The organism is Ruegeria sp. CDSA241 (genome assembly GCF_059611265.1).
Window position 1 is genome coordinate 1 of record NZ_JBXWPF010000011.1, and the last position, 25405, is coordinate 25405.

23 protein-coding genes and 2 pseudogenes are annotated in these 25405 nt (G+C 52.8%); 11 read left to right on the forward strand and 14 right to left on the reverse strand.

Going from position 1 to position 25405, the window contains the following annotated elements; translation table 11 throughout:
• Positions 1 to 551 precede the first annotated feature (551 nt).
• Positions 552 to 737: a hypothetical protein gene (locus tag AC2FJV_RS11445; RefSeq protein ID WP_142636042.1), complete on the forward strand. Its 186-nt coding sequence runs from the start codon at positions 552 to 554 to the stop codon at positions 735 to 737.
• 158 nt (positions 738 to 895) lie between these two features.
• Here AC2FJV_RS11445 and AC2FJV_RS11450 read toward each other — a convergent pair whose 3' ends face one another.
• Complete coding sequence (locus AC2FJV_RS11450; protein WP_496713772.1) at positions 896 to 1894, reverse strand: hypothetical protein; 999 nt, start codon at positions 1892 to 1894, stop codon at positions 896 to 898.
• Between the two features lie 205 nt (positions 1895 to 2099).
• Between AC2FJV_RS11450 and AC2FJV_RS11455 the strand changes: the two genes are divergently transcribed.
• The 4 genes from AC2FJV_RS11455 (at position 2100) to AC2FJV_RS11470 (ending at position 5917) form a co-directional block, all read left to right on the forward strand.
• On the forward strand, positions 2100 to 2627 hold the full coding sequence (locus AC2FJV_RS11455) for a PepSY domain-containing protein (RefSeq protein WP_142636048.1): 528 nt from the start codon (positions 2100 to 2102) through the stop codon (positions 2625 to 2627).
• Positions 2628 to 2665: 38 nt separating this feature from the next.
• On the forward strand, positions 2666 to 3325 hold the full coding sequence (locus AC2FJV_RS11460) for a response regulator transcription factor (protein ID WP_142636050.1): 660 nt from the start codon (positions 2666 to 2668) through the stop codon (positions 3323 to 3325).
• Between the two features lie 56 nt (positions 3326 to 3381).
• Positions 3382 to 4653 (forward strand): sensor histidine kinase, encoded by a 1272-nt coding sequence (locus AC2FJV_RS11465; protein WP_496713773.1) that lies wholly within the window; start codon positions 3382 to 3384, stop codon positions 4651 to 4653.
• Positions 4654 to 4969: 316 nt separating this feature from the next.
• The gene (locus tag AC2FJV_RS11470; protein ID WP_496713774.1) at positions 4970 to 5917 is read left to right on the forward strand and encodes an ornithine cyclodeaminase family protein; all 948 of its coding nucleotides are present in this window, start codon (positions 4970 to 4972) and stop codon (positions 5915 to 5917) included.
• A 306-nt stretch (positions 5918 to 6223) separates the two neighbouring features.
• Here AC2FJV_RS11470 and AC2FJV_RS11475 read toward each other — a convergent pair whose 3' ends face one another.
• Both AC2FJV_RS11475 and AC2FJV_RS11480 read right to left on the reverse strand, forming a co-directional pair.
• Complete coding sequence (locus AC2FJV_RS11475; RefSeq protein WP_496713775.1) at positions 6224 to 6775, reverse strand: luciferase domain-containing protein; 552 nt, start codon at positions 6773 to 6775, stop codon at positions 6224 to 6226.
• A 53-nt stretch (positions 6776 to 6828) separates the two neighbouring features.
• Entirely contained in the window at positions 6829 to 7419 is a 591-nt protein-coding gene (locus tag AC2FJV_RS11480) for a YceI family protein (protein ID WP_496713776.1), read from the reverse strand.
• A gap of 111 nt (positions 7420 to 7530) precedes the next feature.
• Here AC2FJV_RS11480 and AC2FJV_RS11485 point away from each other — a divergent pair, with 111 nt between their 5' ends.
• On the forward strand, positions 7531 to 8112 hold the full coding sequence (locus tag AC2FJV_RS11485; protein ID WP_496713777.1) for a TetR/AcrR family transcriptional regulator: 582 nt from the start codon (positions 7531 to 7533) through the stop codon (positions 8110 to 8112).
• A gap of 466 nt (positions 8113 to 8578) precedes the next feature.
• Positions 8579 to 9336: pseudogene (locus tag AC2FJV_RS11490) on the forward strand (IS5 family transposase).
• Positions 9337 to 9410: 74 nt separating this feature from the next.
• On the opposite strand, the gene AC2FJV_RS11495 reads toward AC2FJV_RS11490, so the two are convergent.
• From AC2FJV_RS11495 to AC2FJV_RS11510, 4 genes are all read right to left on the reverse strand, one after another.
• A complete protein-coding gene (locus tag AC2FJV_RS11495) occupies positions 9411 to 10421 on the reverse strand; it encodes a DUF2955 domain-containing protein (protein WP_496713778.1) in 1011 nt (336 codons plus the stop codon).
• The gene (locus AC2FJV_RS11500) at positions 10411 to 11475 is read right to left on the reverse strand and encodes an HlyD family secretion protein (RefSeq protein ID WP_282121608.1); all 1065 of its coding nucleotides are present in this window, start codon (positions 11473 to 11475) and stop codon (positions 10411 to 10413) included. Before AC2FJV_RS11500 ends, AC2FJV_RS11495 begins: the two co-directional genes overlap by 11 nt.
• Positions 11472 to 12551, reverse strand: coding sequence for an AI-2E family transporter (locus AC2FJV_RS11505; protein WP_496713779.1), 1080 nt, complete (start codon positions 12549 to 12551; stop codon positions 11472 to 11474). The genes AC2FJV_RS11500 and AC2FJV_RS11505 overlap by 4 nt, the downstream gene beginning before the upstream one ends.
• 180 nt (positions 12552 to 12731) lie before the next feature.
• Positions 12732 to 12998: a potassium channel family protein gene (locus AC2FJV_RS11510; protein ID WP_496713780.1), complete on the reverse strand. Its 267-nt coding sequence runs from the start codon at positions 12996 to 12998 to the stop codon at positions 12732 to 12734.
• A 422-nt stretch (positions 12999 to 13420) separates the two neighbouring features.
• Here AC2FJV_RS11510 and AC2FJV_RS11515 point away from each other — a divergent pair, with 422 nt between their 5' ends.
• Positions 13421 to 16069, forward strand: coding sequence for an AsmA family protein (locus tag AC2FJV_RS11515; protein WP_496713781.1), 2649 nt, complete (start codon positions 13421 to 13423; stop codon positions 16067 to 16069).
• Positions 16070 to 16223: 154 nt separating this feature from the next.
• Here AC2FJV_RS11515 and AC2FJV_RS11520 read toward each other — a convergent pair whose 3' ends face one another.
• The 3 genes from AC2FJV_RS11520 to AC2FJV_RS11530 all read right to left on the reverse strand — a co-directional run bounded on the left by AC2FJV_RS11520 (position 16224) and on the right by AC2FJV_RS11530 (position 18163).
• Positions 16224 to 16373 carry a DUF1214 domain-containing protein gene (locus AC2FJV_RS11520; protein WP_496713782.1) on the reverse strand — a complete coding sequence of 50 codons (150 nt, stop codon included), beginning with the start codon at positions 16371 to 16373 and terminating at the stop codon, positions 16224 to 16226.
• A gap of 90 nt (positions 16374 to 16463) precedes the next feature.
• The gene (locus tag AC2FJV_RS11525; RefSeq protein ID WP_496689456.1) at positions 16464 to 17261 is read right to left on the reverse strand and encodes a GNAT family N-acetyltransferase; all 798 of its coding nucleotides are present in this window, start codon (positions 17259 to 17261) and stop codon (positions 16464 to 16466) included.
• Positions 17262 to 17479: 218 nt separating this feature from the next.
• Positions 17480 to 18163: an IS6 family transposase gene (locus AC2FJV_RS11530; RefSeq protein WP_281995032.1), complete on the reverse strand. Its 684-nt coding sequence runs from the start codon at positions 18161 to 18163 to the stop codon at positions 17480 to 17482.
• A gap of 217 nt (positions 18164 to 18380) precedes the next feature.
• Here AC2FJV_RS11530 and AC2FJV_RS11535 point away from each other — a divergent pair, with 217 nt between their 5' ends.
• On the forward strand, positions 18381 to 19268 hold the full coding sequence (locus tag AC2FJV_RS11535; protein ID WP_496713783.1) for a LysR family transcriptional regulator: 888 nt from the start codon (positions 18381 to 18383) through the stop codon (positions 19266 to 19268).
• A 41-nt stretch (positions 19269 to 19309) separates the two neighbouring features.
• On the opposite strand, the pseudogene AC2FJV_RS11540 reads toward AC2FJV_RS11535, so the two are convergent.
• The 4 genes and pseudogenes from AC2FJV_RS11540 to AC2FJV_RS11555 form a co-directional block, all read right to left on the reverse strand.
• A pseudogene (locus AC2FJV_RS11540) lies at positions 19310 to 19525 on the reverse strand (DDE-type integrase/transposase/recombinase); the annotation flags it as partial.
• A gap of 405 nt (positions 19526 to 19930) precedes the next feature.
• Entirely contained in the window at positions 19931 to 20599 is a 669-nt protein-coding gene (locus tag AC2FJV_RS11545) for a hypothetical protein (RefSeq protein ID WP_496713784.1), read from the reverse strand.
• Between the two features lie 3 nt (positions 20600 to 20602).
• Complete coding sequence (locus tag AC2FJV_RS11550) at positions 20603 to 22003, reverse strand: selenium-binding protein SBP56-related protein (RefSeq protein WP_281995033.1); 1401 nt, start codon at positions 22001 to 22003, stop codon at positions 20603 to 20605.
• Between the two features lie 81 nt (positions 22004 to 22084).
• Entirely contained in the window at positions 22085 to 22843 is a 759-nt protein-coding gene (locus AC2FJV_RS11555) for an IclR family transcriptional regulator (protein ID WP_496689451.1), read from the reverse strand.
• An 87-nt stretch (positions 22844 to 22930) separates the two neighbouring features.
• On the opposite strand from AC2FJV_RS11555, the gene AC2FJV_RS11560 reads away from it, so the two are divergent.
• Both AC2FJV_RS11560 and AC2FJV_RS11565 read left to right on the forward strand, forming a co-directional pair.
• Complete coding sequence (locus AC2FJV_RS11560) at positions 22931 to 23086, forward strand: hypothetical protein (RefSeq protein ID WP_281995035.1); 156 nt, start codon at positions 22931 to 22933, stop codon at positions 23084 to 23086.
• Positions 23087 to 23571: 485 nt separating this feature from the next.
• Positions 23572 to 25398: a BCCT family transporter gene (locus tag AC2FJV_RS11565; protein ID WP_496689449.1), complete on the forward strand. Its 1827-nt coding sequence runs from the start codon at positions 23572 to 23574 to the stop codon at positions 25396 to 25398.
• The last annotated feature ends 7 nt before the right edge of the window (positions 25399 to 25405 follow it).

Below are 25405 nucleotides of genomic sequence, written 5' to 3' on the forward strand. Positions count from 1 at the left end.
CGAAACCATCATCTCAATGGATCACAGGCCAATGATGCACTAACAATCAAATTGAACCAGTCAGATGAGGCTGCTCAGCCCTTTTCAGGGCTTTTTCTGCCTGCTCTGCGTATTCCCAGTAAATTGCCGCGTGAATCCCAATAAAGCTGCCGCCCAATCTTGTTGACAACGTTCATCCAGAACGATGGCCTTCAATCGACGTGCCACAGGCTACTTGGCAGTAAGGCCACACGGCAGACCTTCGCCGCGCTTGCATCAACAAGCCCTACAAACGGCGGCAATAGCATCGGAAGCGGACTTTTAATCCAAGATGCAGTGGTGTGGAGCTTTGGACAGTGGCCATGCGGGACAAAGCCGCCATCGGGAAATAAAATCAAAATGGAAGCATTTCCTTATACGGCGGTCAATGCCCCCTCCCAATTTGTCCACTCATACGCAACAACATTAACCGAACGTGAACAATGTATTCTCAGAGTGTTCAACCGTTATCGTTCATACTTCCTTACTCAGGGCCGATCAATGCGTGCCCGGATGCACTGAAGGGGAACAGCATGATCAATACTGCCAATGAGGGTGCGCCTAGCATTCCTACAGCAATGCAATCCTCGCGCACCGTCTCAGGCGGTGAAATGTCAAACATCACGAATTCGAGCAACGGTCGCTTCCCTCCTATCGAAAATGCACTGTCTGAAATTATCAACAATAAGCGACTAGAAGAGGCAAAACGGGGCGTCTGATCTCTCAACAGAACGTCTGCGTATATCCCAAGTCACGTGGTGTTGTCTGGGATGTAGTGAAACCCGCTCCGGATCGGAGCGGGTTTTTTTATTTGTGATGTTGTTATGCCTGCTGGCTCGGGTCTATTTGACCTGATGATTGATTGGACAATCAGCAATCAGCTATCAAGACCAAGCAGAGTTTTTACGGCAGCTTCGACCTCATCCGTCACAGGCTTGTTGGCGGCAGCCTCCAACGCTTCACGCTCGGTCTGCGGTTGATTTTCTACAGCCTCAGTCAGCGCATCGACTTCTGCCACCGTATCGTTGTAGTCGACCGCAGCCTGCCGTTCGGCGCCTAGGTCTTCGGCCGTATCGAGGGCTCCCTGAAGTTCGTTATTGGCGTCCTTAAGCTCTGCTTCTATATCCGGATCTGTGCCCCCGGCATCGGCAAGAGCGTCCTCAAGCTCGTTCACGCGATCCTGCTTCTCCTGAACATCTGTCAGAGCCGCATCAAGGTCCTCTTCGATCTCAGAGACCGGGCGGTCCGGCGGGGTCATGCCATCCAGCTGTGCCTGTGTTTCCGCAAGCTCCTCACGCAATTCATCTCCGGCCAGAACCGCGTCAAGAAATGCGGCGATGCGGCCCACACGGGAATTAGGAGAGGCGTTCTTGAGAGCATTCTCATTAGCGTTGGCGGCGTTCAGTGCGCCTAGTTCAGATGGGTGCACGCCCAGCAGATCCGCCATCTTGTACCCTTTCGGTTTCGGGGCGGGGCGAATTGCTTTGGTCACCTGATCCACTGGTTGACTTTTGCGTACGGTCTTTACGGCTGTGGATTTGGCTTTGGTCTTTTTGCCCCCAAACAGGTCTTTCAAGGAAAACTTGTTTTTTCCCGATGACTTTGACTTACCCGCGTTGGAAGATTTCCGGTTAGATTTTCCGGCCGCTTTATCACTATCGCTAATGGACGCACCAGATCCGCCATTACCGTTTCCACCACCATTGCCGTTTCCACCGCCGTTGCCATTGCCGCCGCCGTTTCCGTTACCGCCGCCGTTTCCCCCTTTGGCATAAGCAGCATCAGGAAACGCGACAGCTCCGACAATCGCGGTCGAGCCCAGCAGGGCGATGGCAATAGCAGAGGCTTTTAGCAGGTTGATCGGTTTGGTGTTCATATTGGTCCTCGTTCGTCAGGTGCGATTCTTGTCTGTCACGGTAATCAGCGGCGAGCAGACGCAAAAACTGGGTGTCGAAAACAGAGTCCGACACCCCTGATCTAAACCCATCATCGTTGAACCCACGCGTAACTGGCTGTTCACCGTAGGTTCACATAGAAATCGGTAGATTGAGCCGGCGTTTTCGCAGTAATGAGTGACAAGGATGAAAAAGCTTATTGCCATTGCCTGTCTACTTGCCTTTCTCCACCCCGGAGAGGGACAGGCTTCTGCACGTGAGTTGACGCAATCCGAGTTGCGCAAGGCGACAACCTCAGGCAGTGCCATTCGTTTGAAAAAAGTAATCAAAGGCGTTGAAAAGGCTTTTGGTGGAACGCCAGTTGACGCGCGCGCCTTTCAGGCTGACAGGCTATATTACCGTATTCTCGTCAAGAAACCGGATGGTAAAATCGTCAGTGTCATCGTCAACGCTCAGACGGGTGTTGTTGTCTCCAACCGATCCGTCGTTGGCCGCCAGATTTCTGAAGCTGCCCGCGCTGCGCCGGGTAAATCCGGCAAGGGCACTTCGCAGGGGAAATCTGCAAACAAAGGCAATAGCGGCGGTAACTCCGGTGGCAATGGTGGCGGTAATTCCGGTGGTAACGGTGGTGGTAATTCCGGTGGCAACGGCGGCGGTAACGGCGGTGGTAACTCCGGTGGTAATGGCGGAGGTAACGGCGGGGGCAAAAAGTAATGGTTATACTTCCATTCGCTCGCCTATAGTCCCTAAGTATGAGAGTATTGCTGGCAGAAGACGAACCGCACCTCTGCGAACAGATCAAAAAACTCCTGAACGCAGAAGGCCGCGTTGTGGATGTCGCCAATAGTGGGCTCGACGCCCTGCATCTGGGTGCGACCGAACCATATGACATGATCATCCTTGACCTCGGCCTTCCAGAGCGCGACGGCATTTCGATTCTGCGCGAATGGCGCAACGAGGGTGTCAAAACACCGGTGCTGATTCTGACTGCCCGCGATGGCTGGAGCGAAAGGGTCGACGGCCTGGATGCGGGCGCAGATGACTATATGACCAAACCGTTCCACATGCCCGAACTGGCCGCGCGTGTTCGCGCCATCCTGCGACGGCAAAGTGGACAGCTGAATCCCGTGATTGAAATGGGAAACGTCATTCTGGATACCCGTAACGGCCGGGTGACAGCCGATGGCGTGCCGGTTGACCTGACTGCTCAAGAAATCGCGGTGCTGACTTATCTGGCGCATAATTCTGGTCGGATGATTTCACGATCAGAACTTTCAGAGCATATCTATGAATACGATGGAGACCGGGATTCGAACACCATCGCCGTATTTGTTACCCGTCTGCGCAAGAAGCTTGGCACTGACCTGATCACAACGGTTCGGGGTCGTGGATATATGATCGATTCGGCCTGATGTTATCGCTGCGACAACGGGCATTGCTGGGGGGAATTGCATCTGGGGCAGTGTCTGTGGGCGTAGGTACACTGGCGGTTTTCTCATACATTGATGCACGGGTGTCCAACCGGTTCGACTCTGCGCTGCTGGATCGTCACACACAGCTGGTTGTTGGGCTGAATGTCACAACCGAAAACCCGGATGCCCTACGGGATCTGATATTTGACCCGGCTTATGGCACCCCCTATTCCGGACGGTACTGGCAGGTCAGCAGCGCCGACGGTGTGGTCTTCACCTCTCGCTCGCTGTTTGATGAGGTCATCGCGGAACCTCCCGGTATTCCTGACATCCCCACACTCTGGGACACAAGCGGTCCGGAGAATGAAGTGCTGCGCAGTGCTTTTCAGAAGATCACTTATGAAGATGGCACGGTATGGGGCGTCAGCGTCGCCGAAAGTCAGGCTCAGCTCGTGGCCGAGCGGCGCGCGGCGCAGAAAAGCCTGCTGCCGGTGTTTGGCCTAGTTGGCCTGATCGGTTTAGCCGGCTCGTTGTTTCTGATTTCAGTTGTTCTGGGACCATTGCGAAAGCTGCGTACGGATGTGGCCCATCGCTGGGATCAGGATGAAGACCTTAGGCCAACAGATTACCCCGAAGAGGTCTCGCCATTGGTCGAGGACCTGAACCAGCTGTTGCGTCGGAACCGCGAGATCGTCTCGGGTTCGCGCCGCCAGGCCGCAGATCTGGCACACGCATTGAAAACTCCTACAGCCATATTGCGCAATGAACTTGTGACATTGTCCGACACCGGAGCGGTGACAGATACCGCACAAGAGGCGCTGGACAGGATCGATGCTCAACTTGGTCGATCTCTGGCCAGGCTGCGGGCTTTGAACGCTGCGGACCTGACCCATTCGCGGACCGATCTGTCTAACTCCATCGAGCGCCTGGCGCGGCTTTTCTCGGCCATGGCGGACCGCGAAGGTAAATCACTGCAGATCGATGGCGATCCGGGTCTTTGGGTGCGCATGGATACGCAGGACATAGAAGAGATTTTGGGCAATCTTCTGGACAACGCAGTCAAATGGTGTCGAAGCGCGGTACGGCTGACCGCGAAACGTAAGCAGAAATGTATCGAAATCAGTATCGAGGATGACGGTCCCGGAATTCCAGAAGACGCCCACCGCGAAGCCTTGCGATCCGGCGGACGACTGGACACCTCGGTCGTTGGCAGCGGGCTTGGGCTGGCGATCGCGGTCGACTTACTGAAAGCCTACGATGCCAGACTAGATCTGGACCGCTCTGAATCGCTGGGTGGGTTGGTGTGTCGGATTGTGATCCCGACCTGAAGTCGCCCGGAATCTGATCTGCAAAGTGTCGTTCGAACAATTCGCAACTTTAACTACCAATGGGCCCGAACCTGTCGTCTGACGATCTCAGTAGGTCATCGGGTTGGTTCAGACCGCACAAAGTCGGCCTAATGGACAAATCAGGCGTTCGGCTAGGTTCACATTTTCAGAAAAATGAAGGCGCATTTTTTTTGCGCATTGGATCGGGCGATCAAAAGTTACAGCCAAAATACTTCTGTGAAGGTAAACCGATAGGAAGAACTGCCGAAGACAATGTATTCAGTTAAAAAGCCAAATTGCTTAAGTGAGGGACTCTGTGACTTCTGAGAACACCTTAATTTACCTGTCTGACGACGACCTCGGGGGTTTAGGCATCCAACCTTCGGAAGTTGCCGATGCCATCGAGGCTGCTTTAATAGCCAAGGCAGAAGGAAAGCTTCACACTTCTCCTAAGACAGTCATCTTGCCCGGCGATGGGCGCTACGCAATGTCTACTTTGGCAATGGGAGATGATGGATTCATCGTGACCAAGCAGGTTACAGTGTGTCCGGAAAACCCGGCGAGGGGTCTTCCCGCGATAAACGGTGCCATCATGGTTATGGATGCGCAAACCGGACTACTTCGCGCGGTCTTGGGAGCGAATTGGATTACGGCAATCAGAACTGCGGCTCTGTCAGTGGTGGCAGCGCGACGGCTTGCTGACCCTCATGCCGAGACGGTGGCTTTTGTGGGTGCGGGCGTGCAAGCTCACTCCCATCTAGCTGCGTTTTCAGAACAGTTTCCCTTGAAACGAATCCGCGTGTTCGGGCGTGGTAAAGAGAATGCCGACAAGCTTTGTCGTTATGCTCTGGGCATGGGCCTCGAAGCTGAAACATGCGCCGATGCCAAGGACGCTTTGAGTGATGCCGATCTGATAGTGACTTCGATAACGTTGGACTACTCCATTGAACCCTTCTTGGATGCCCGATGGCTGAAGCCGACTGCCTTCGCAACCATAACTGATGCGTGCATCCCGTGGGTGCCGGCGCACTTGACTGGTATTAAAACGGTAATTGTCGACGACCGTTTGCAGGAGCTGGAAAGCGACAAGCCGATGTTGCCATACGAGCAAATTGCTGGCGACTTGACGGAATTGGTCGCTGGCAAAGTCGACGTCCGAGCACGCAATAAACCGGCGGCTTTTGCTTTCAGAGGGATTTCACTGGGGGATTATGCTGCTTCGGTCCTCGCAGTTCGCCGGTTCACCGAAAAACCCGTGAAGTGAGCCCAAAGACATGAACACCCACTTTGTCATTAGATACCGGAATGGTCGCTTTGGGCGCAGATACGCCATTCTCTGCGATCAGTTCAATTGGTTGGTCGCAGCCCAAAGCGGGCATTCGCCACTGAGCTTTGCAAATTCAACTGCGCGGGACGGGAGTTACTATTGGTGCTGAAGGTTTGAACGCGCGCTCCGAGCGCTTCGCCACGGCAAGAATGTAAGAAAGAAATTGACCGTGAAAAGCAAGGCGGCTGAAACAGCACTCTTTAAGGAAGCAGGCACCACCGCACACTTTCGGGCAAAACAGGTTTAACCCAAGGTGTTGCCGGTGATGAAGGTGTACGAACTTTCGACCAGATCGATGACGACATCCAACTCTTCTGGTGTGGTCGGTGTATAAATCATCACAAAGCCGCTCCATCCGGGGCGTTGATCAGCCCAAGGGTGTCCTACGGCCCAACCAGCCTCAATTGCCCGTCGGGCCATTGCGGGGTGCAGCGAAGCGTGCAAGCTGCCATCAGGATGCATATGCGCAAACTCAAACCCACCGACGATAGAGTTCGGTTGAGACAACAACATGTCAGGATCAAGCTGAAAGCCAAGCGCGCCAGGTAATGATATGCGTGTTGGGCCAAGTGTGACCCCTGGGAATTGCGCAACTCGCTCCAGCAATAACTGGGCCAAATCGGCATTAATTTCGACACCAATCTGAGTATGCGGTACGCCGCTTGTCGTTTCGGGACGGGGCGAGGTGCGCTCCGGCAAGGAGCGCTCTTGCGCGGACGCCATTGAGCACATCAATACCACTACCGTCACAGCAACCGCCAATGTTCTCAGGTGCACATTCATCGTGTTGACCATCTGCCAATCAAAAAGATTGAGTGCTGAACGCAGTATCAGCGCACTTGCACACATCATTCAGCCTTTAACGCTTCGATATTGATCAAGAGCTCTATTTCGTCGCTCACCGCAGGTGCAAACGCCCCAAGTCCGAATTCAGACCGCACGATAGTCGCCGTGGCTGCCAGCCCCAAGGTTGGCGTGCCCTCTTTTGGGCCAAACGGGTATGGCGCCGACTTGTTAAGCGTTGTTTCCAGAACAACAGGTTTGGTGACGCCATTCATGGTCAGGTCGCCAGAAATATTCGCGGAATTGTCCCCGGTCACTTCAATGCTGGTTGAGGCGAATGTGACCACGTCACCGTCACTCGCGCTAAAAAAGTCATCGGACATGAAGTGTTGCAAACGGGCATCCCAGCCCGTGATCATAGATTTTACAGGCATAGACACTGTGACAGATGACGCAGACGGATCATCTTCGTTGAACTCTATCTCACCGCTAAAACCTGAGAACATTCCATATGTTTCTGAGAACCCGATGTGGTTGTAGCTGAACAATACCTGGCTGTGTCCAGGATCCAGCTCGTAGGTACCACTCTCGGACAATGCGGTTGTCGCGCCCATCGATAAGAGTACCACCAGCGGGGTTGCTGCCACTTTGAACATTGATACGCTCCCGTTTTGAAAAGACGTGTTTGTGGGATTTAGGTTTTGACCGACCATACTTTTAGAACAAAATGTTCTACTATGCAACAAGATGTTCTATAGGAGGGACGATTGAAAGAAGATCCTAGGCTGATCGCCACACGACAGACCGCGCTTGATGCCGCGCAAAAGATACTAGTGGATGAGGGCGTGCTGCACGTAACTCATGGCGCAGTTTCGAAGGCAACGGGCATTTCGCGCAGCACACTTTACAGGCACTGGCCAGATGCGCGCAGTCTGCGTGATGCAGCATTCAGGCGCATCGCAACACCGCCGAACATACCACCCAAAACCGATGGCCCGCTGCGATCTGATCTGCGCTGGTTACTCGGAGTACTGATGGGAGCTTTGAATGACACACCATGGGGTCAAATCGCGCCTCAAGTTGTCGCTGCTGCGTCCACCGATGCAGAAGCGCGGTTGGTGATCACTGAATTTATGAAAGACAGGTTTGCAAGTGTTGAAGCAGTATTTGCAGCCGCAATAGGCCGCGGTGAGATCACCGCCGACGTTCCGGTTGACCAGCTTATAGAACTAGCAGTGGCTGCACCTTATTTCCGCAAACTCATACGTCACGAGGCACTGGACGAAGATTGGTTGGATCAACATGTTGATCTGCTTTGCAGTATAGCGAAAACCAATTCGGGACATTGAACATCGCCTGAATTTGCAGACAAAGCGACCAAGAAGCCTAACGATCTCCAAGATCGCGGTGAGGCTATGTTCGCTGCGTGACATCAGCACGTCGCATGGTCAAAACGAACCGCTACTCACAACGTTGATGTCTGTACCCTGATTTGTCGCTGCCGCTCATTCCTATTGCAACATGAACACCTTGGGCTCAGTGTTGCCATTCTCCGCAGCAAGCACGATAGGCCGCTAGCAGCCCGAAGCGGACCTTCAAGACAGGAATTTGCAGTTTCGTTGATGCGAGCCTACCCGCCGTTCGCTACTCTCGCATAAAAAGCATTCACAGTCTCGGTTAGCGGCCATTCAACAACGCTTGCCATGAATTGACTTTTGGTGCGAAGGAAGCTTTCGCTTGGATCTATGTTAGGCTCAGGATGCATTGATTTTTGCTGCGCTGCGTGATTCACAACTCCAAATATGGAGCGATGACATGAGCGACCTTTATTGGCTGACAGACGAGCATATGGCCAAGCTTTCCCCTTTCTTCCCGAAGTAGCACGGCAGGCAACGGGTCGATGATAGAAGGGTGTTGAGCGGGATTATCTTCATTAATCGCAATGGGTTGCGTTGGCGAGATGTGCCCTGGGAATCCGGACCTCAAAAGACGCTCTACAGCCGGTGGAAGCGTTGGAGCGAGAAAGGCATCTTCGCACGGATGATGGCTGGTCTAGCTGCCGAGCACGGTGAAAAGAAGATGGTTATGATCGACGCCACATATCTAAAAGCCCATCGCACGGCGTCCAGCTTGGGCGTCAAAAAGGGGGGCGTGGCCGCCTGATTGGCAGAACCAAAGGCGGCATGAATACCAAGCTGCAAGCTATCTGTGATAGCCAAGGTCGCCCGCTCAACCTGTTCGTTACCGCCGGGCAGGTCAGCGATTACATCGATGCTCGGGCTCTGCTCAGCAGCATACTGAACGTGTATTGGCTGCTCGGGGATCGCGGCTATGACGCCGACTGGTTCCGTGAAGCGTTAAAAGACAAAAGGATACGCGCCTGCATCCCAGGCCGTAAGCAACGCAAGACACCGGTCAAATACGATAAGCGCAAATACAAACGCCGCAACCGGATCGAGATCATGTTCGGCAGGCTCAAGGATTGGAGGCGCGTGGCGACACGTTATGACGGTAGTCCCAAGGTCTTCCTCTCAGCCTTCGCACTCGAGGCAACCGTTATGTACTGGTTATGAATCCTGACCCTAAGTAGAATTGGTCAAGTTGAGAACTCTGTCGGTTTCAGCGCCAGGCCTTGTTGCAACTAACTTCATTGAGCCGCCTGGCGCTCTTTTTCCGGCCAGAATTCATCTACCACGACATATGCGATGATTACAAAAAATGCGGCGCTGGCAACTTGTAAAACTCGAATGATGCTCTTGACGTCAGCCTCGTCTGAAAACGGCGCAACCGACCCGCCATATACTATGAGAGCCGTTGTAATAGCAGAGCCGGCAGCGGTGGCGAGCGGGGCTTGAGATTTACCGAGTGCTCCGAGTGTCAGGCAAAAGAAAAAACACAGCAAAATGGGGGTGAGAATAACCGGAGCTATTACGTTTATTTCATAACAAATGATGGATACTGCCGCCCCAAGAAGGTTTGCCGTCAGCATTGCTTTTGCAACTGTTTTGCCTGCAGCGGGCATTGCCGCAAGTTGCTGGCTCAGCAGCGCGACAAAGAACAGAACCAGCAATGCAGACGCGCCGGAAACAAAAAATGCCATAGCAAACGGGACTGTGACAAGCGACATCCTGACTATGCGACGATGTGGGTCGAAGCTTGGCGGCGCTGCAGCTTTTTTTTGAGCCGCCGTTTGAGGTTCAGCGGGTATCAATACGAACATCAGTGTCGATATGAAGCCTGCGAACAGCAGGTTCAACGGTATCCAATACACGAGCACCAAAGCCAGGTCCTGTGATTGCAGAACCAAGTTTGGGATCATCAATGCCCCCATGAGAGCTATGACACCGGGTAATACTCCGGCGCCGGAAACTGACCACATGAAAGACAGGATTATTCCAATCGCCACCAGCATCAGAAATACAAGCGGATATGGTGAGAAGATCGACGACACCAGGAACGAAATGAACATCAACCCAATAGAGAAGACAAAGAGCTTCGCAAATGCTGTCAAAGGCAATGCGGCAGGTGCTTGCAGAAAAAGGGCGGCGAACACCGCCCCGACGACGGCAAGCGGCCACCCAAGAAATAGGCCCAATGAAAAGACGCCGGTAACACCCAGCGCAAGCCGGGTGACAGAGCGTTGGTCCTCAGTACGCATAGGACAGAATTGAAACCACGCGGATGTAGGTGCGACCTACGAGGTTCAGCAACGAGTTGTCGCTTAGGTACATGATCACATCGGCCTGACCGTTCAGCTGAAAGCGAAGGTCATCTTCGGTGCTTCCTGCTTCATAGCCGGGCAAAACGATCCTGACTGGGAATCTCTCAGGCTCCCGCAAAAAACCTTTGGTGCTTGGCGGGCTCGCCAATTGTCCGGGCACATCACCGCCACTTAAGGAAACAGCCGCACTAAAGCTCTCAATGACACCCGGAATAATCTGACCTGGATGCATGTCCAACACTACGTCAACCGGAGACCCTATCGAGGCTCTTCCTAGGTTGTTTTCGGAAAAATAGGCCTCGATCCAGACGTCAGTCGCGTCCAGAAACGTCAATAGATCCTGGCCTGATCGCGCATATGTTCCGGGGGCTATCAGCAAGTTAGAGATGACACCTGTCGCCGGAGCACGTAGTACAGTCCATTCAAGGTTAAGCTCTGCATCTGCCAAGGCGGCCAACGCGCGCTGGATTTTCGGGTTTTCAATCCCGTCGTCACCAAGCCTCTGTTTTGCTTTTTCCAGATCCGCTTTTGCGTTCTCATAGTTTGCCTCAGACTCTGCCAGTTGCCCTCGCGCATCATCGGCCTTTGTGACGGCAATCAACCCTTTCTTTTCGAGCGCGAACACGCGTTCCGTTTGAATGCGCATCGTATCCAGATCGCTTTGCGCCCTTGCTAGTTTGGCCTGTGCCGCTCTCACCTCTGCCGAAGATGCGCCCACTTCTTGAGTGGCTGCTTCGAGGTCAGCTTCCGCTTTGTCGCGCTGAATCTCGTAGGGTCGCGGGTCGATCCGGACAAGGATATCTCCGGCCGAGACAATCTGACCATTTTCGACCAAGACTTCAGTCACGGTGCCAGTCACCTGCGGGACGATTTGGGTCGCCACGGCTTTTACTCTGGCGTTCCCAGTAAATGGCGTTTTCCGATCAGCGACCAGGTACCAAACAAGAAAAATCAGAATGACAGCCAGGGTTGTCCATATTGTCTTCCTCATTTCGCCGCACCTTCAGCAGCGCCCTCGGCTTCGGGCGAGGTATCAATCCAAACCTTGAACAGCTCATAGAAGACAGCGAAGAGAACCGGCCCCATAAAGACACCGATCAGACCGTACGCCATCATACCTCCGAGAACACCGATGAGGATGACCAACATGGGAGTCTCAAGGCCTTTTGAAATGAACACGGGTCTTAGAAAACTGTCCATTATCATGACGGGAACGGCCAATATGGTGAAGATCAAAGCAGTCCCGCCGGACATGGAACTCCAAGCGTAGATAATTACCGGTATTAGAACCAATCCGGGCCCGATTTGGATAATCGAGAGTATCAGGCAGATGAATGCCAACGTGGCGGCCGAAGAAATCCCAAACAAAGCCAACAGTATCCAAACGCAGACCGCTTGAATGGCAGCTACGCCAATCACGCCTTTTGTTACGTTCCGAATTGTTGCGCCTGCCAGTGTTACGAATTCTCCACCGCGCGGAGCGAAAACACGGTTGGCAAAGCGCTGAAGACCTTGGACCATATTTGGCCCGGGGCTGAACAACGCCCCCATTATCAATACGGACAGAGCTAAGCCAAGAAGCCCGATGCCGATGCCCAACACCTTTCCAAACAGCGACTTGGTGATCTCAAGGATTTGCGCGCCATATTTCGTAAGCGCGCCGTCAAGATTGCGCTCAAACATCCCCCAAACATCGGCTATTTTGTCTCCCACCAAGGGCAATTCCTTGAGACCCTCGGGCGCAGGTGGGACTTTCAACTCACCTTTGTCTGCTTGTTCCGCGAATTCAGACCCAAGTTCTGCGGCACCAGACACCGCGGTAGCGACTGGCCCGAGGGTCAGAACAAGGCCCAACAAAACCAAGATCGTCGTGGCAAGTTTTTTCCGACCTCCAAGCTTGGACTGAAGCCAATCAAATGCCGGGTAAAGCGCCACACAAAGGATCGTTGCCCAGATAACCACGCTCGCAAGCGGGGCCACCATGACCAAAGCGCTGTAGAGAAATAGTCCGAGAAAGAGCAATCGTATCGCTAGATCGACAATCTTTGCGTCCTGTGTCTTTTCCATTCCATCCCTCCATATGTTTTTTGAATGTTATACTCAAAAAACATAATATGTATATTTTTTTTAGTTTTAGTGATCATCTATCAGCTTGAAGACGCAAATGAATCCAGGCCGCAGCTTGAGATGCACAGACGGGCCAATGCCTGTGCAGGAACTCGGTTTGGCTCATTTGAGTGCAGTCTATTAGTCCGCTTTTTTGTCGTCCTGGGACAAGATTGTATCCGCCACTGTGGTCGCCGCGGTCACGAAGACACCGAGGCCCACGACGATGTAAATCATTGTGAAGATCTTCCCTGCCGCGGTTTCAGGTGAGAAGTCACCAAACCCCACGGTCGAAATGGTCACGACAGAAAAGTAGATTGAGTCGAGCCAACTCCAACCTTCGACAAAGTGGTAAAAGACCGAGGCCCATAAAATCATTCCAACTGTGAAGGCAAGAATGCCTTTCACTCTACCGTCTTTGAAAGCGACGCCTATCCCACGTGTTATTCTAGTTAGTGAGTTCATCCTATCCTCGTCGTTTGAAGAATTCACATATAACAGTAATTAGATAAATGTGGGAAATTGAGGAAATCTGGCTGCCAATAGCTTGGGGATGCGTCGAGCCGCTGAAGTCGCAACCCCTGCAACGTGTCCAGTTCTGGTCGGTCAAACTCACTTCAAGCCAGCTGATTGGAAGCTGGGTCAGCGGTACAAAAGTTATTTTGTCATCTACCCGTGATTTAGCTGTCCGACCAAATCAGCGAGAGTTATCAGCTGTACGGTCAAGATCATTCAGAGGTCGGGAAATTTACCGACCATATAATCCATTAACCTAACAAATAAATGGTTTAGGTTGCCCAACGTATGAATCGGAACATTAGGAGAAAAGCGTGCGATACGTTGCAAAAGGTGTATTGGTTTGTTGCGCTGTCGCGTTTGTGGCTGTGTTAGCAGCTTGGCTTTTCCTGTCTTCTACGTTGTTTTCTTCTGTAAGGACCACCTTCGTTGAAAACCTGATCTCCAAGAAACTTGGTCAGGACGTCATCATAGAGGATGAAGTGCGTCTGGGCCTTGGCCGGCACTTGCAGGTGTCAGCGGCGGGGCTGGTACTACCCGGTTCGCGGAGAGCGAACGAGAATCTGGCAGCAATCGACGAACTTGAGTTCGAAATTTCCACGCGCGACCTCTGGAACAGTAATCTATCGCTGAGCAACCTTTCTCTCTCGGGCGTTCACCTGAACCTGATCACAGGCAAAGACGGCGTCGGAAACTGGCAGTCCCTTTCCCAATCAGATGTAGAAGCCGGGCAAGCTGCTAAGTCTCCTAAAATGCCTTTGGCTGGAGTTCTAACGGACCATAAAATTGACCTGACCGATATCACCGTTTTTTACCAAAACGATCTAAACGGGCTTGAGCTGGATCTGCAGCTTTCTGAGCTGCTTCTAAAACGCGATACGGAAACCGACGTTGCGACCGCAGTTGGGGCCGGTTCGCTAAACGGAGAGAGGTTTGATCTGAACGCGACATTCCCTGCGGAAGACCCGTTTCAGGTAGCGGTGAACTTCGAACAGATTTCGATTACCGCAGAGGAATCCCCCATAGAAGACGGGCTGCAAGTGAAGACGACCCTAGAGGTTGTAGAACTTGGCCAGCTTCTCGATATCCTGAAGCTTGACCGTGTCCTGGAAGGTTCAGGAAGTATTGGTGCAACATTCAAATCGGTCGACGGCGTTGCTCGGATTGATGATCTAAGTGTTTTGACGGAGTTGGATGGCGGGCAAAGCCTCTCGCTGACAGGACAAATCGGAGAATTGGGAAATCCGGAAGACGTATCGTTGACAACCCGCATTCGGTTGTATCCTGAAGATGCTGAACCAGCCCCCGCCGCATCGCGGTATGATCTTAAACTTATCTCGGTCGACATGGTTATCGACAGCGTCCCCGGGCAGATTCCGCAGCGGCAAATGGTCATTAAGACCAACGGATTCACATTGGACACGTCTGGCGAGGGCCCGCCTCCGATCAAGTTCTCCGAACTTTCCAGAACACCAGAAGGCAGCTTAAGGGTCGGAAGCATCAACTTGAGAATTGGGGACCCGGCTGATCCGTTTATCATTTTGGACGGTTCGGTCGATGACGCGCTGCAGTTACAAGGAATATCAGCAGAAGGTCTAATGGATATTCCGGCAAGCAGTTTGATCTCACCAGAACTGTTAGGACCGGACGACCAACTCGGCAGATTTTCCGGCGACTTTCATTTGAATGGCGACATCAATCAGCTATCGCTGACGAATTTAGATGGAAAGACAAGTGAAACAGAAGTCTGGAACCTCGAAGTACATGGCACTGTCAAGAATGTACTCAAATTTGAGGACCTGGATTTGGCAATCGATGTTGAAGTCCCATCAGGTGCAGACCTTTTGGATGCACTATCGCTTGAACGCGTGGAAACCGGACAGGCTCGCCTTGAGATTGACCTCGCTAGCGAAGGCTCCGATTGGAACGCGAGTGCCAATGTCGAGATTTCTGAATCTGTCCTGGAAATTGTCGCCGATCTTGATGATGCAACAAGTGATCCTGTGCTGAAGGGTTCCATAGAGAGTGACCTGATAAAGATAGATCATATTCGAACGATCATTCAGGCCGCTGCACAGTTGCGGAAGCTAGGCGGTTCGGAGCCCGACGAGGAAGACGCCAATCAAGAAGCAGATGACGCTGGCCCTTTGAGAGATGTGACGCTTAAACCAATTGGGCGTTCAGTTCTCTTGTCCGGTATGGATATGGATGTCGACATTGACCTTCGGCACATAGAGGGTGCCAAAGGCATTAGCAGATTGCAGAGCGAACTGACGCTTAACAAAAATGAGCTTAAAGCTGGGCCTTTGAAATTTGAATACGGAGGCGCTCATTTCGACGTCAGCGGGCAAATGGATCTATCGAACGACGCGCACCTGCTCACGTTGACCGGCAAGGCAGGCGGCTGGCAGCTGGATGACATTCTTCACGGACTGAACTTCAAAAAAGGTGCAAGCGGTACGATTTATGCAGATTTTTCGGTGTCAGGAGGAACCGATTCACCCAAGCACTTTGTCAACAGCATGAACGGCAACGCCACAGTTTCATTACGTGATGGCTCGATCGAGACCCAGCTTTTGGATTTGGCGGGGCTGGGTGTGCTACCTTGGGTGTTTACCAAAGAAAAACAAAAGGTTGCTCCGATCGTGTGCTTGCGCGCGCCGATTAGTATCTCCAATGGAAGTATTTCGACGAAACAAACCACCTTGGAAACGGATCATGTCCAAGTTGTCGTTTTTGGCGGGGTCGATGTGGCTGGCAAGGTCTTGGATTTAGATCTACAGCCCCGCAAGATTGGCGAACCTCTTTCGAAAAGCCCCTGGCCAGTGACTCTAAAAGGCCCGCTAGCTAAGCCGAAAATCAAGGTCAAGGACGGCCCGAAGCGACTGAAACGATCAGATGGTGCAGACAAAATGCCTGCCAAAAGAAAACTCTGCGTCCCGGATATTTTGCAACTGCAGTAGTAGTGGAGGCAGTTGGTTCAGGAATAAATCTAGAATTAAAGAAAGATGGCAGTGCTCCCGAAAATGGATTTCCGCTTTGAGACCAAAGTGGACACCAAAGAAAATGCCAGGCGACGCCAACAAGTAGCGTCGCCCGATAGTCGTGGCCGTCGCTTTATTCTACCAATTTCAGATCACCAGGACGCCAGGTTTTGACGAACCAAGGCTCGAGCGGTCCGTAGAGGCGCATCATCACGTTGAAGCTTTGCCCTGGCATGGTTTGCGCCCAGTTGTTCTCCCAACCTTCTGGGGCTTTTGGTCCCATATGCGCTCACTTCAGACAGCTTTTTCAAGAGACCAACTCAGGCTCTTGGTAATATTGCTTACACAATGCGACCACAGACAGCCGGATGGGTCACTTGGTTAACCGATCTTCTGAGTATACGTGAGGGTCAATGATCGCGACTATGTCGTTTCCACTGTCCTCCAAGCCAAGTCTTTCGCAAAGCCGTGCAGAGGGAATGTTACCCGGAGCGATGCCTGTCTTGAACCCTGTGGCGCCAAGCTTTTCATGCGAGTGTATTAGTGCTATCGCCCCCAAGACTTTTGCAATGCCCTCGCCCATGCGTTCAGGTTTGGTCGAGAGTTGCCCCCATTGTGCGCGACTATGCAGCCGACTGCTGGAGGGATGACACAGAACTGAACCCGCAGTTGCGACTGGAGCACCTGATCGATCAACGACGACCATAGCAAACCCGGGACGAGACAATCCGCGCATCACCGGCCCTATTGGCGGTAGAACACCATGGCTCAACGCGACTTCCGCGAAAGCTTCAAGCCATTCTGGTGGAGAGCTGCGATCAATCACTCGTATGGTTAAATCCTCGGGCAAAGCATGAGTTGCGACCACTTGGCGAGCGGCTTCGACACAGTTCAGACCGCCAAGATAGCAAGCAATCGTGTCGGTTTTTAAACCCTCGCTTTCAATTCGTTCTCGCGCCGTCGCCACCTCCTCACGCGGTATGCTTTCTATCGCCGTGATGCCAAGAATTCGGGCCATTGCGACGGCATCATCCAACGCCCCGCTATACTCGTTGGCAATCTGTATACCACGCCCATGGCTACAAAACCGAGGGTCATCACCCAACAGCTGCATAAGATGCTCGCCCATGGTTGACATGCGTCGCTGTGCTTCACTTCCGAATACTTCCATGAGATCTCCCTTGAAGTACCACATGACAGTTCTGAGATGATCGTTTGATAGGGGTCGTGTCGTCAAGCGGACGTCACGCGCAAGACTGCGACACAAAGAGGATTTTGGGAAAGGGCGAATTGCAGCTATGTCCGCAGGGCCGCCGTTCGTTCCTCATTGTGAACTGGATGTGTCGCAAACTTTTGCAACGACCATAGGCAGTCAACTACCGGACACACCTATTCTGCGATCTCGGCAAACAGCCGAAAGCCCGACGTGGTAGTGCTGGGGAATTGCCGCTTCCGGATCATTTTGGCGACCTCGATGCCGTCCAAAGTAGCTGATGCGGATCTGAACGATTTGAACCCACACATATGCCGTACACGACACTTGATAAACCGATGATCCTGTTCGATTAGGTTATTCAAATACTTGGACCTGACCGTTTGGATTTTGGCTGGGCAGCCAAACCGATTAAGGATTTTGTTCACCACTCGAATGCCAGCCGCGTTGGCGCCGCTTTTGTCGATGACGATCTTGCTCGGGATTCCATTTGAAGACAGCGCTTTGGCAAAGAACCTTGCTGCTGCTGGACGGTTCCTGCGCTCAGACAACATGAAATCAAGAGTATTCCCAGCTTTGTCGATGGCCCGATAGAGGTACATCCAGTTGCCGCGAACACGAATATAGGTTTCGTCCATGCGCCATGAACTCGGCGTTGGACGCTTCTTTGACAGCGCACGAGCTGCGACGATAGGCGAGTATTTCACCACCCACCTATTCAAAGTGGCATGGTCAACTCGGACACCGCGCTCAGCCATGATCTCTTCCAAGTCACGATAGGACACCGTGTACCGCAGATAGAAGAAAACAGCGTACAAAACTGCATCCTTGGGGAAATGACAGCCCTTTAACGAGATCATGCTCAAATAACCTGTTCGAAAATTATTCGACTAGTAAAAACCTCAGATCATGCATGCTCGTCAACTAGACCCCAGAGTTTGCGACACATCCTGTTTTTCAGTCATGTCCTTATCTCCTGGTCGAGTGAATGAACAAAACCAGACCCTATTTGAGAACTTGCTGATAAAAGAAAAATGATAAATAAACCGAGCTAACGCAAATTTTTCTTGGTGGTAAATGCCGTCCAACCAGATAAGTCTAACCTGGCTGCGTAGCTTTGAAGCCGCGGCCCGACATCTGAATTTTACCAGTGCAAGCGTCGAATTGGGGCTGACGCAGGCTGCCGTCAGCCTGCACATCCGATCATTGGAACAGCAGTTGCAGCACAAGTTATTTGTGAGGCGCGCAAGACATCTGTCTCTCACAGAGATTGGTCAGGCTTATTGCTCAACTGTCCGGCAGGCGCTTGCTGATATCGATATGGCCTCGGCAAACCTTTTCGGGTCGATGGCGACGAAGACAGTTACGATCAAGGCGCCGATATCGACCGCTTCACTTTGGCTTGCGCCCCGTCTTCCGTCGTTCAAGAAAGACCACCCGACGATAAATCTTCGCCTTGTGACAAATATCTGGACAGAGACCACCAATTTAGAAGAGATCGACGTAGAGCTACGCTTGGGTCGTGGCAACTGGACCGACGCACTCTCCGATAAGCTCTCTGATGAAACGATCGTCCCGATATGCGCCAAAGGCCGGAAGAACAGTGCAAAGCAAGTGCAGGATCTGCTGTCTGGTCCATTTGTTCACATATTGGGCCATGAAGGCCATTGGGAACGATACTTGAGCGCATATGACTGCACCAAGCCGCAAGACGCCCCGCAATACCTGGTAGACACAACCATTTCGGCGCTGCAACTTGTCGCGAGTGGCGGTGGCTATGCCCTAGTGTTCTCGCGACTGGTCAATACCGAAAATGGGCTCGCCTCGGGCGTTCGATTTGCCGGCAAACCGCTGCCACATCCGGATGCACATTTCCTAATGCAACCTGTTTCCAAAAAATCTGTACGACCAGAGGTCGAGATCTTTGTGGACTGGTTGCGTAAGCAGTTTAAAGAAGATGTTTGATCTTGGGATGAAAACAGATTTGCAGCGAGAGGGACGGTTTTGTCGACCACGATCTGCAACGGAATGCCTTTGTTGGCCAATGCCTCCGCGAAGAATTGCTTGGCCGCCGCGGTGTCGCGGCTTTCAAACGGCATAAAATCAAGGGTTTCGCCGTCGCGATCAACCGCTCGATACCGATACATCCAATGGCCGCGCACTTTGAGATGGGTTTTGTCCATGCGCCATGAAACTGCACTAGGGCGCTTGCATTTGTGCATCTCAATCTTGACCTGGGGCGAGAATTTCACCACCCAATCTTCTGATTGTCACATGATCAACCGCAACGCCCCGCTCTGCCAATATTTGCTCCAGATCGCGTTAAGACACTGAGTATCGTGAGTAAAAGTAGATTGCGTGAACAACGATGTGCTTTGGAAAATGACATTCTTTGAACGAGCGTGTTGAGCGTCCGCTTTGCAGATTGTCTCACGCATCATGCCGGTCGGGGTTATTCCAGGTAATCAAGTTGAAAAGTTTGCGGCAGAGCCTGCAGGAGAAACTCCACCTGACTAAATCGGCAACGCGGTGCTTCAGGTGCCACTAGATGCGTTGAAAGATTAACTGCCGGGATTGCTGGTTTCTGCCAGCTCGTGAACAGGTGCCATTTGGTCGGGTAACCGATTTCAATGGCCAAAAAGTGCTGCATAGAGTCCGAATGCTCCGACGGCGATGAGGCTGAGTGCCCAGACGACATCAAGATTGAACCATGTCTTTGAGAGGAACCTGAGCCCCAGCCAAAGGTAGATCACAACTGCGATGGTGCCGCCAGCAATTGTCATCGACAACGTGTGTACTGCTGCAACAAGAAACGCAGTCGTCACGTTGCTGCTCATAAGTGTTTGTGCTGCGGCATGACCGGTTTCGTCCGCTCCAATCGCACAGATGCCCAGAAAAATCGGTACCAGCATCAAACCAGCCCCATGCGCCATCGCAGCGAGGAATGACCAGAGCGCCAACCGTGCAGGGTGCACGCGCGCCAGAATTTTCGGATGTCTTCGGTTGATCAGCAGATAGAGGCCCATGGCGATGACCAAAAACCCGGCGACCACGCGGATTTGAACTTCCCACTGAACAAGGAACATCATCAGTGAGAGCGGCAATAAGATGCCAATCATCGCGAGGAAATGCCCCGTGGCCAGCATTGCCAGCGCTTTTGGCAGGGCGCTGTGCTTTCGCTCCATCAACGCCGCCGAAACGGCCAGCGGCCAACCCATGCCGGGGTTGATACCGTGGTAGAGTCCAGAAAAAATGACAGCCCACCAAAGGGCTGTCATTGTTGTTATGTCGCCCATTTCTTAGACGGACGGATAGCAGAAGCTATCGGTCGAACAGTCACCGCCTTCCAGGCGAATTTGGTGACTGCGCAGACCTTTGGGGAAGTCGACATAAAAGTCATTGTTCAGCGTCAGCCCCCCGTTTTCGCCCACATCGGCCATCACCATTTGTCCGCCTTCGTCGTCGGGATAGAACTGGTTGTCCCAGGTGGAGTAAAGCGAGTTGGTCCAGTAGACGCGCTTGCCGTCGCGGCTGATTTCTACCATTTGCGGGCCATAGGCAAAATCCTTGCCGTTGGAGTGCTTGGTGCCGCGGGCGATGCCGCCCAGCTCGACTTTTCCGGTCAGCTTCGGGTTCATCGGGTCGCTGACATCGTATTGATGCATCTCGCCCAGCCCCCAGCACGCAACATAGAGGTATTTGTCGTCTAGGCTCAGGTCGATATCGGTGACCAGCGGCGGCACGGCCTCGAACCCTTGCAACAGTGGCGGCAGGTTCTCGGGCTTTTCGGGGCGCGGATCGATGGTGATCGTTTTCTTGGACTGCCATTTGCCGTCGTCACCGCGCCACCATGTGAAAATTGCGCCTTGCAGGTTGGTGGTGTCCACCACGACACCACAGAAACCATAAGATTTTGTCGGGTCATGCGCAGGGCGAATTTCCAGTGCCATCTGGTAATTGTCGCCGAAATCCATCGTCTGGATATTCTTGCGCGCGCGCAAGTCCCAGAAGTGGATCGAATGACCATACTTGTTCGACAACAGGTCCTCGGGCACCACGCCGTTTTCAAACTGCGGCGGCAAACCCCATTCGGAACTAACCATGTAGTCCTGCGGCAGATTCCACCAGAAATCATAGTGCTTGTCCTGCTTGCCGCGATCCATCTCGTATTGCCCGATAATTTCGAACGTCTCGCAATCCATAATGAAGATGCCCGGAGGTCCGTCTGTACCGTCTTCGCCGCCACCTCCAAGGCAGGAAACATAGATCCCTTCGGGACCGCAGTGGATGGTGTGCGGGCGCGAATACCCGGTTTTTGCAAATAGTTCTTCGGGTTCGATCGTCTTGTGGATCTTGGCCTTCAACGGGTCTTTCACGTCGATGATGTAAATACGTGAGGATCGGATTCCAGGTACGATCAGATAACGTCGTTCCAGAAAGGCGTGTCCGGTCAGAGGAGACAGAGATGACGAACAGGCGTTCCAGCCGAAATGGTGAAATTCGTCGCCTTTGTTGGGGACAATGACCTGATGTACGATCTGGCCATAGGTGTCGGAGTCCGGTTTGAGGTCAATGACCGCGATGCCATCAGATTGCGATCCGTCCGGGCTGAGCATAACAGTGAAGGCGTAGTTTTCCACCGGTGCCTGCATGGCAAGCTTAGGCGAGGCGTGAAACGTTGGATCTGGTCTCAGGTTCATTTGGTTTCCTCCGGTTTGTTGAATTTTTCCTATTCTCAGTGTCATCCTTTTGGCCAAAAGGGCCGGTAGTTGTTCGTTTCGTTATGTATCCGTCACGTTGCACAGCTGGATTGCGCCACTGACCTTCTTGGACAAACCTTTCAATTTCTCGCCGATCTTCATGCGGTATTCGGTGCGGAACCGGCGAATGGGGCCAACCGCACCAATACTGAAAGTAGCTCCGATGTTGCCGATCGATACCGGTGCCGCAACGCTGGCAATTCCGATGTCGATTTCCTGATCACAATCGGCAAAGCCGCGTTCGCTAATTATCTCGAATTCGCGGCGTAGCTCATCTTCGGTCGTCTTGGTGTGTTCAGTATACGCCTTCAGGCTCCCTGACATGATGCTTTCGCGAAATTCCGGTTCCGCAAAGGCGGCAATGGCTTTCGAGCACGAGCAGGCATGCATGGGACGTACGCCCAAGCCCGGATGAATGAAGGCACGAGCGGGATCATCGGGTGTTTCTACGTGGATGATTTCAACTTTGTTGTCGCGAAAGCGCGCAAGAAAAACCGTTTCATTAAAATTTGTCGCTGCGAGGCGCATAAGGGGGGCTGCACAGCGTCGGACATCGGCATCGGACTTTCCAAGCAAGGCAATCCTGATCATCCGCTCGCCAATGATGTATTTTCCGTCATCAGAGGGTTCGTCGAGGAGATTTTGTTCAACAAGTGACTGAATGAGCCGGTAACATGTGGGCTTGGGCAGATCGGTTGCACGTTGAACCTCTGCCACCGAAACAGGGCGTCCGACGACTGCGATGATTTCAAGTATCTGGATCAGACGTTCTAGGTGCATGTTAATGAAATTCTCACAATACGAGACTGTATATCGAATGATGGGAATCTTTCGTCCAAACGCAAGTATAATCTTTGGGAAATCTATATGCGGACAATGGCGGTGGCTGCGATTGAGACCGAAAAATTCCTTGAGATCATTGAGGTGGAGCTAGATGGATCACAGGCTGGCGAAGCCCTGATAGAGATCTATGCGACGGGGACTGTAGCTATTACCAACCCGGCCGAGGCCGAAATTGACTGAACCGGTTTCGCGTCGGATAGGGCGGGATAGGCCCAACGCTATTCAAAGATTACGACCTGTTGGCGCGGTTCAGATCATTAGTGTCTGCCCTATGCATGCACCTAAGTAGATCCATGCGGTTGTTGAATTCTGGCAAGGAAAGTTACCGACTTCATCTTTACTGAAGTTAATTAAAGCTAATTGAGTTTGACTGATATCGCCCTGTAGCTGCATTCTGCTCTGAATCGGAATTGCCGAATTTGGAGCCAGACGTGACCACTTCTGAACCTGATCGCGTCGTTTCAGTCGGCGAGCAATGCTCGGCTGCCAGATGTGAACCGTCGGTAATCCTTGAATGTGCCGCTACCGGAGACGTAGCGCTAACCGCCACGCTGCATGAGAAAATCGGCACGTGTGTTCGAACCAAAGGCCCGTCGGGTTCATGGTAAAAAGCCAACTAACCTGTGCGGAAAAATAATGAAAAAGTGACAACTGGGAGGAACCTTATGTCATTACCTGAACCATTTACGGATCTAGAGATAGAAACGGCGGATGCCGGTTTCTATGAGAATTACAGCGTACCGATTGCGCTGATCAGCAAGGGCATCATGGTTGCCCTTGTACTGTGGGCGCTTGTCTTCCCGGCCAATGCCAACAGCACCCTCGGTAGCTGGAATGGCAAGCTGCTGGAAATCTTCAACAGCTTCTACATTGTTATTGTCGGCCTGTTTGCCATCTTTCTGGTGATTGTGGCGATCCTGCCGTCGACAGGGAAGCGGGTGATGGGAACACCTGGCGAAAAGCCCGAGTTCTCGAACTTCTCGTGGTTCTCGATGATGTTTGGTGCCGGTCTTGGTGTTGGTTTGATGGTTTTTGCTACGGCTGAACCGCTGGGCCTGTGGGGATCAAACCCCGAGGTCGTGTCCGGTGCAGTTGCTGGCAACGATCCCGAATCCGTTCAGTCGGCCTATCGGTATACCTTCCTGCACTATGGCTTCCACGCCTGGGCAATCTATGTGGTGACTGGCCTGTCGCTGGCCTATTACGCCTATACCCGTGACATGCCTCTGACCATCCGTGCGGCTCTGACCCCGCTGTTCGGTCGTTTGATGAACGGATTCCTTGGCCATGTGGTCGACGTTCTGGGCGTTGTTGCAACGATCCTGGGTGTGTCCGTGACCATCGGTTTTGGCGTCAGCCAGTTCATCGACGGTTTCTATGCCATCACCGGCATGGAATGGATCATGGACTTTGGCGGAGATGTTCCGACGCCAAGCAAAGTTGGACTGATTGCAGGTCTGGTCGTCATCATGGGTCTGTCGATTATTTCGGCGGTTTCGGGTGTGGGACGCGGTGTTAAATACCTCTCGAACCTGAACCTTGTCCTGTCGATCATCCTGTTGGGCACGTTCGTGATCTTCGGGTCCTTCGTCTTTGCCATGACCACATATGGTACGGCCCTGGTTGACTACCTTCTGCACTTCCTTTCGCTGAGCTTTGGTGCATATGGTCCGTTGTCGACCGAAGCCTTTGCGGCGGCTCTTCCGGCCGAAGCGCAGGCGCATGCGGACGCCCTGATGGGTGGCGCTACCAATGCCTGGGGCAGCTTTGACGGCTTCAAGAGCGGTCTGGAAGGCGCAGCTGCGGAGTTGGACGAAGCAACTTTGGCCGCAGCTTATGCAGCGGGCGAGCAGGGCCGTCAATTCGGCTGGCAGTCTGGCTGGACCACGTTCTACTGGGCCTGGTGGATTGCGTTCTCGCCGTTTGTGGGCCTGTTCCTGGCGCGTATCTCCAAAGGTCGCTCCGTGCGTGAGTTCATTCTGGGCTGTGTCTTCGCACCGGCACTGGTGTGCTTCGCCTGGATGACAGTACTGGGTGGCACCGCGATTGATCTGGAGCTGGCCGGTGCCGCAGAAGGCGCGATCATTGGTGCCTCGAACACCAACAAGCTGTTCGTGACCCTGTCCTACATGATCGACGGAGGGCTACTGTCCATGCTGAACGTCATGTGCGTGATCCTGATCATGACCTTCCTGGTGACCTCAGCTGACTCGGGCATTCTGGTGATGAACACCATCATGTCCGGCGGCAGCCAGGAGACCGGCATCAAGCACCGCATCATCTGGGGGGTGATCCTGACGGCTGTGATCGGCGCGCTGATCCTTGCTGCAGGGGAAAACAACCCGATGGATGCGTTGCGCAACGCGATGATCATCGGTGCATTGCCATTTACCATGGTGATGGCCCTGATGATGGTCTCGCTGACCAAAGCGCTTTACCGCGACGGACAGCGTGACAAGCATGCTGACGCAAGCACACAGGCTGCCGAGTAATCAACCT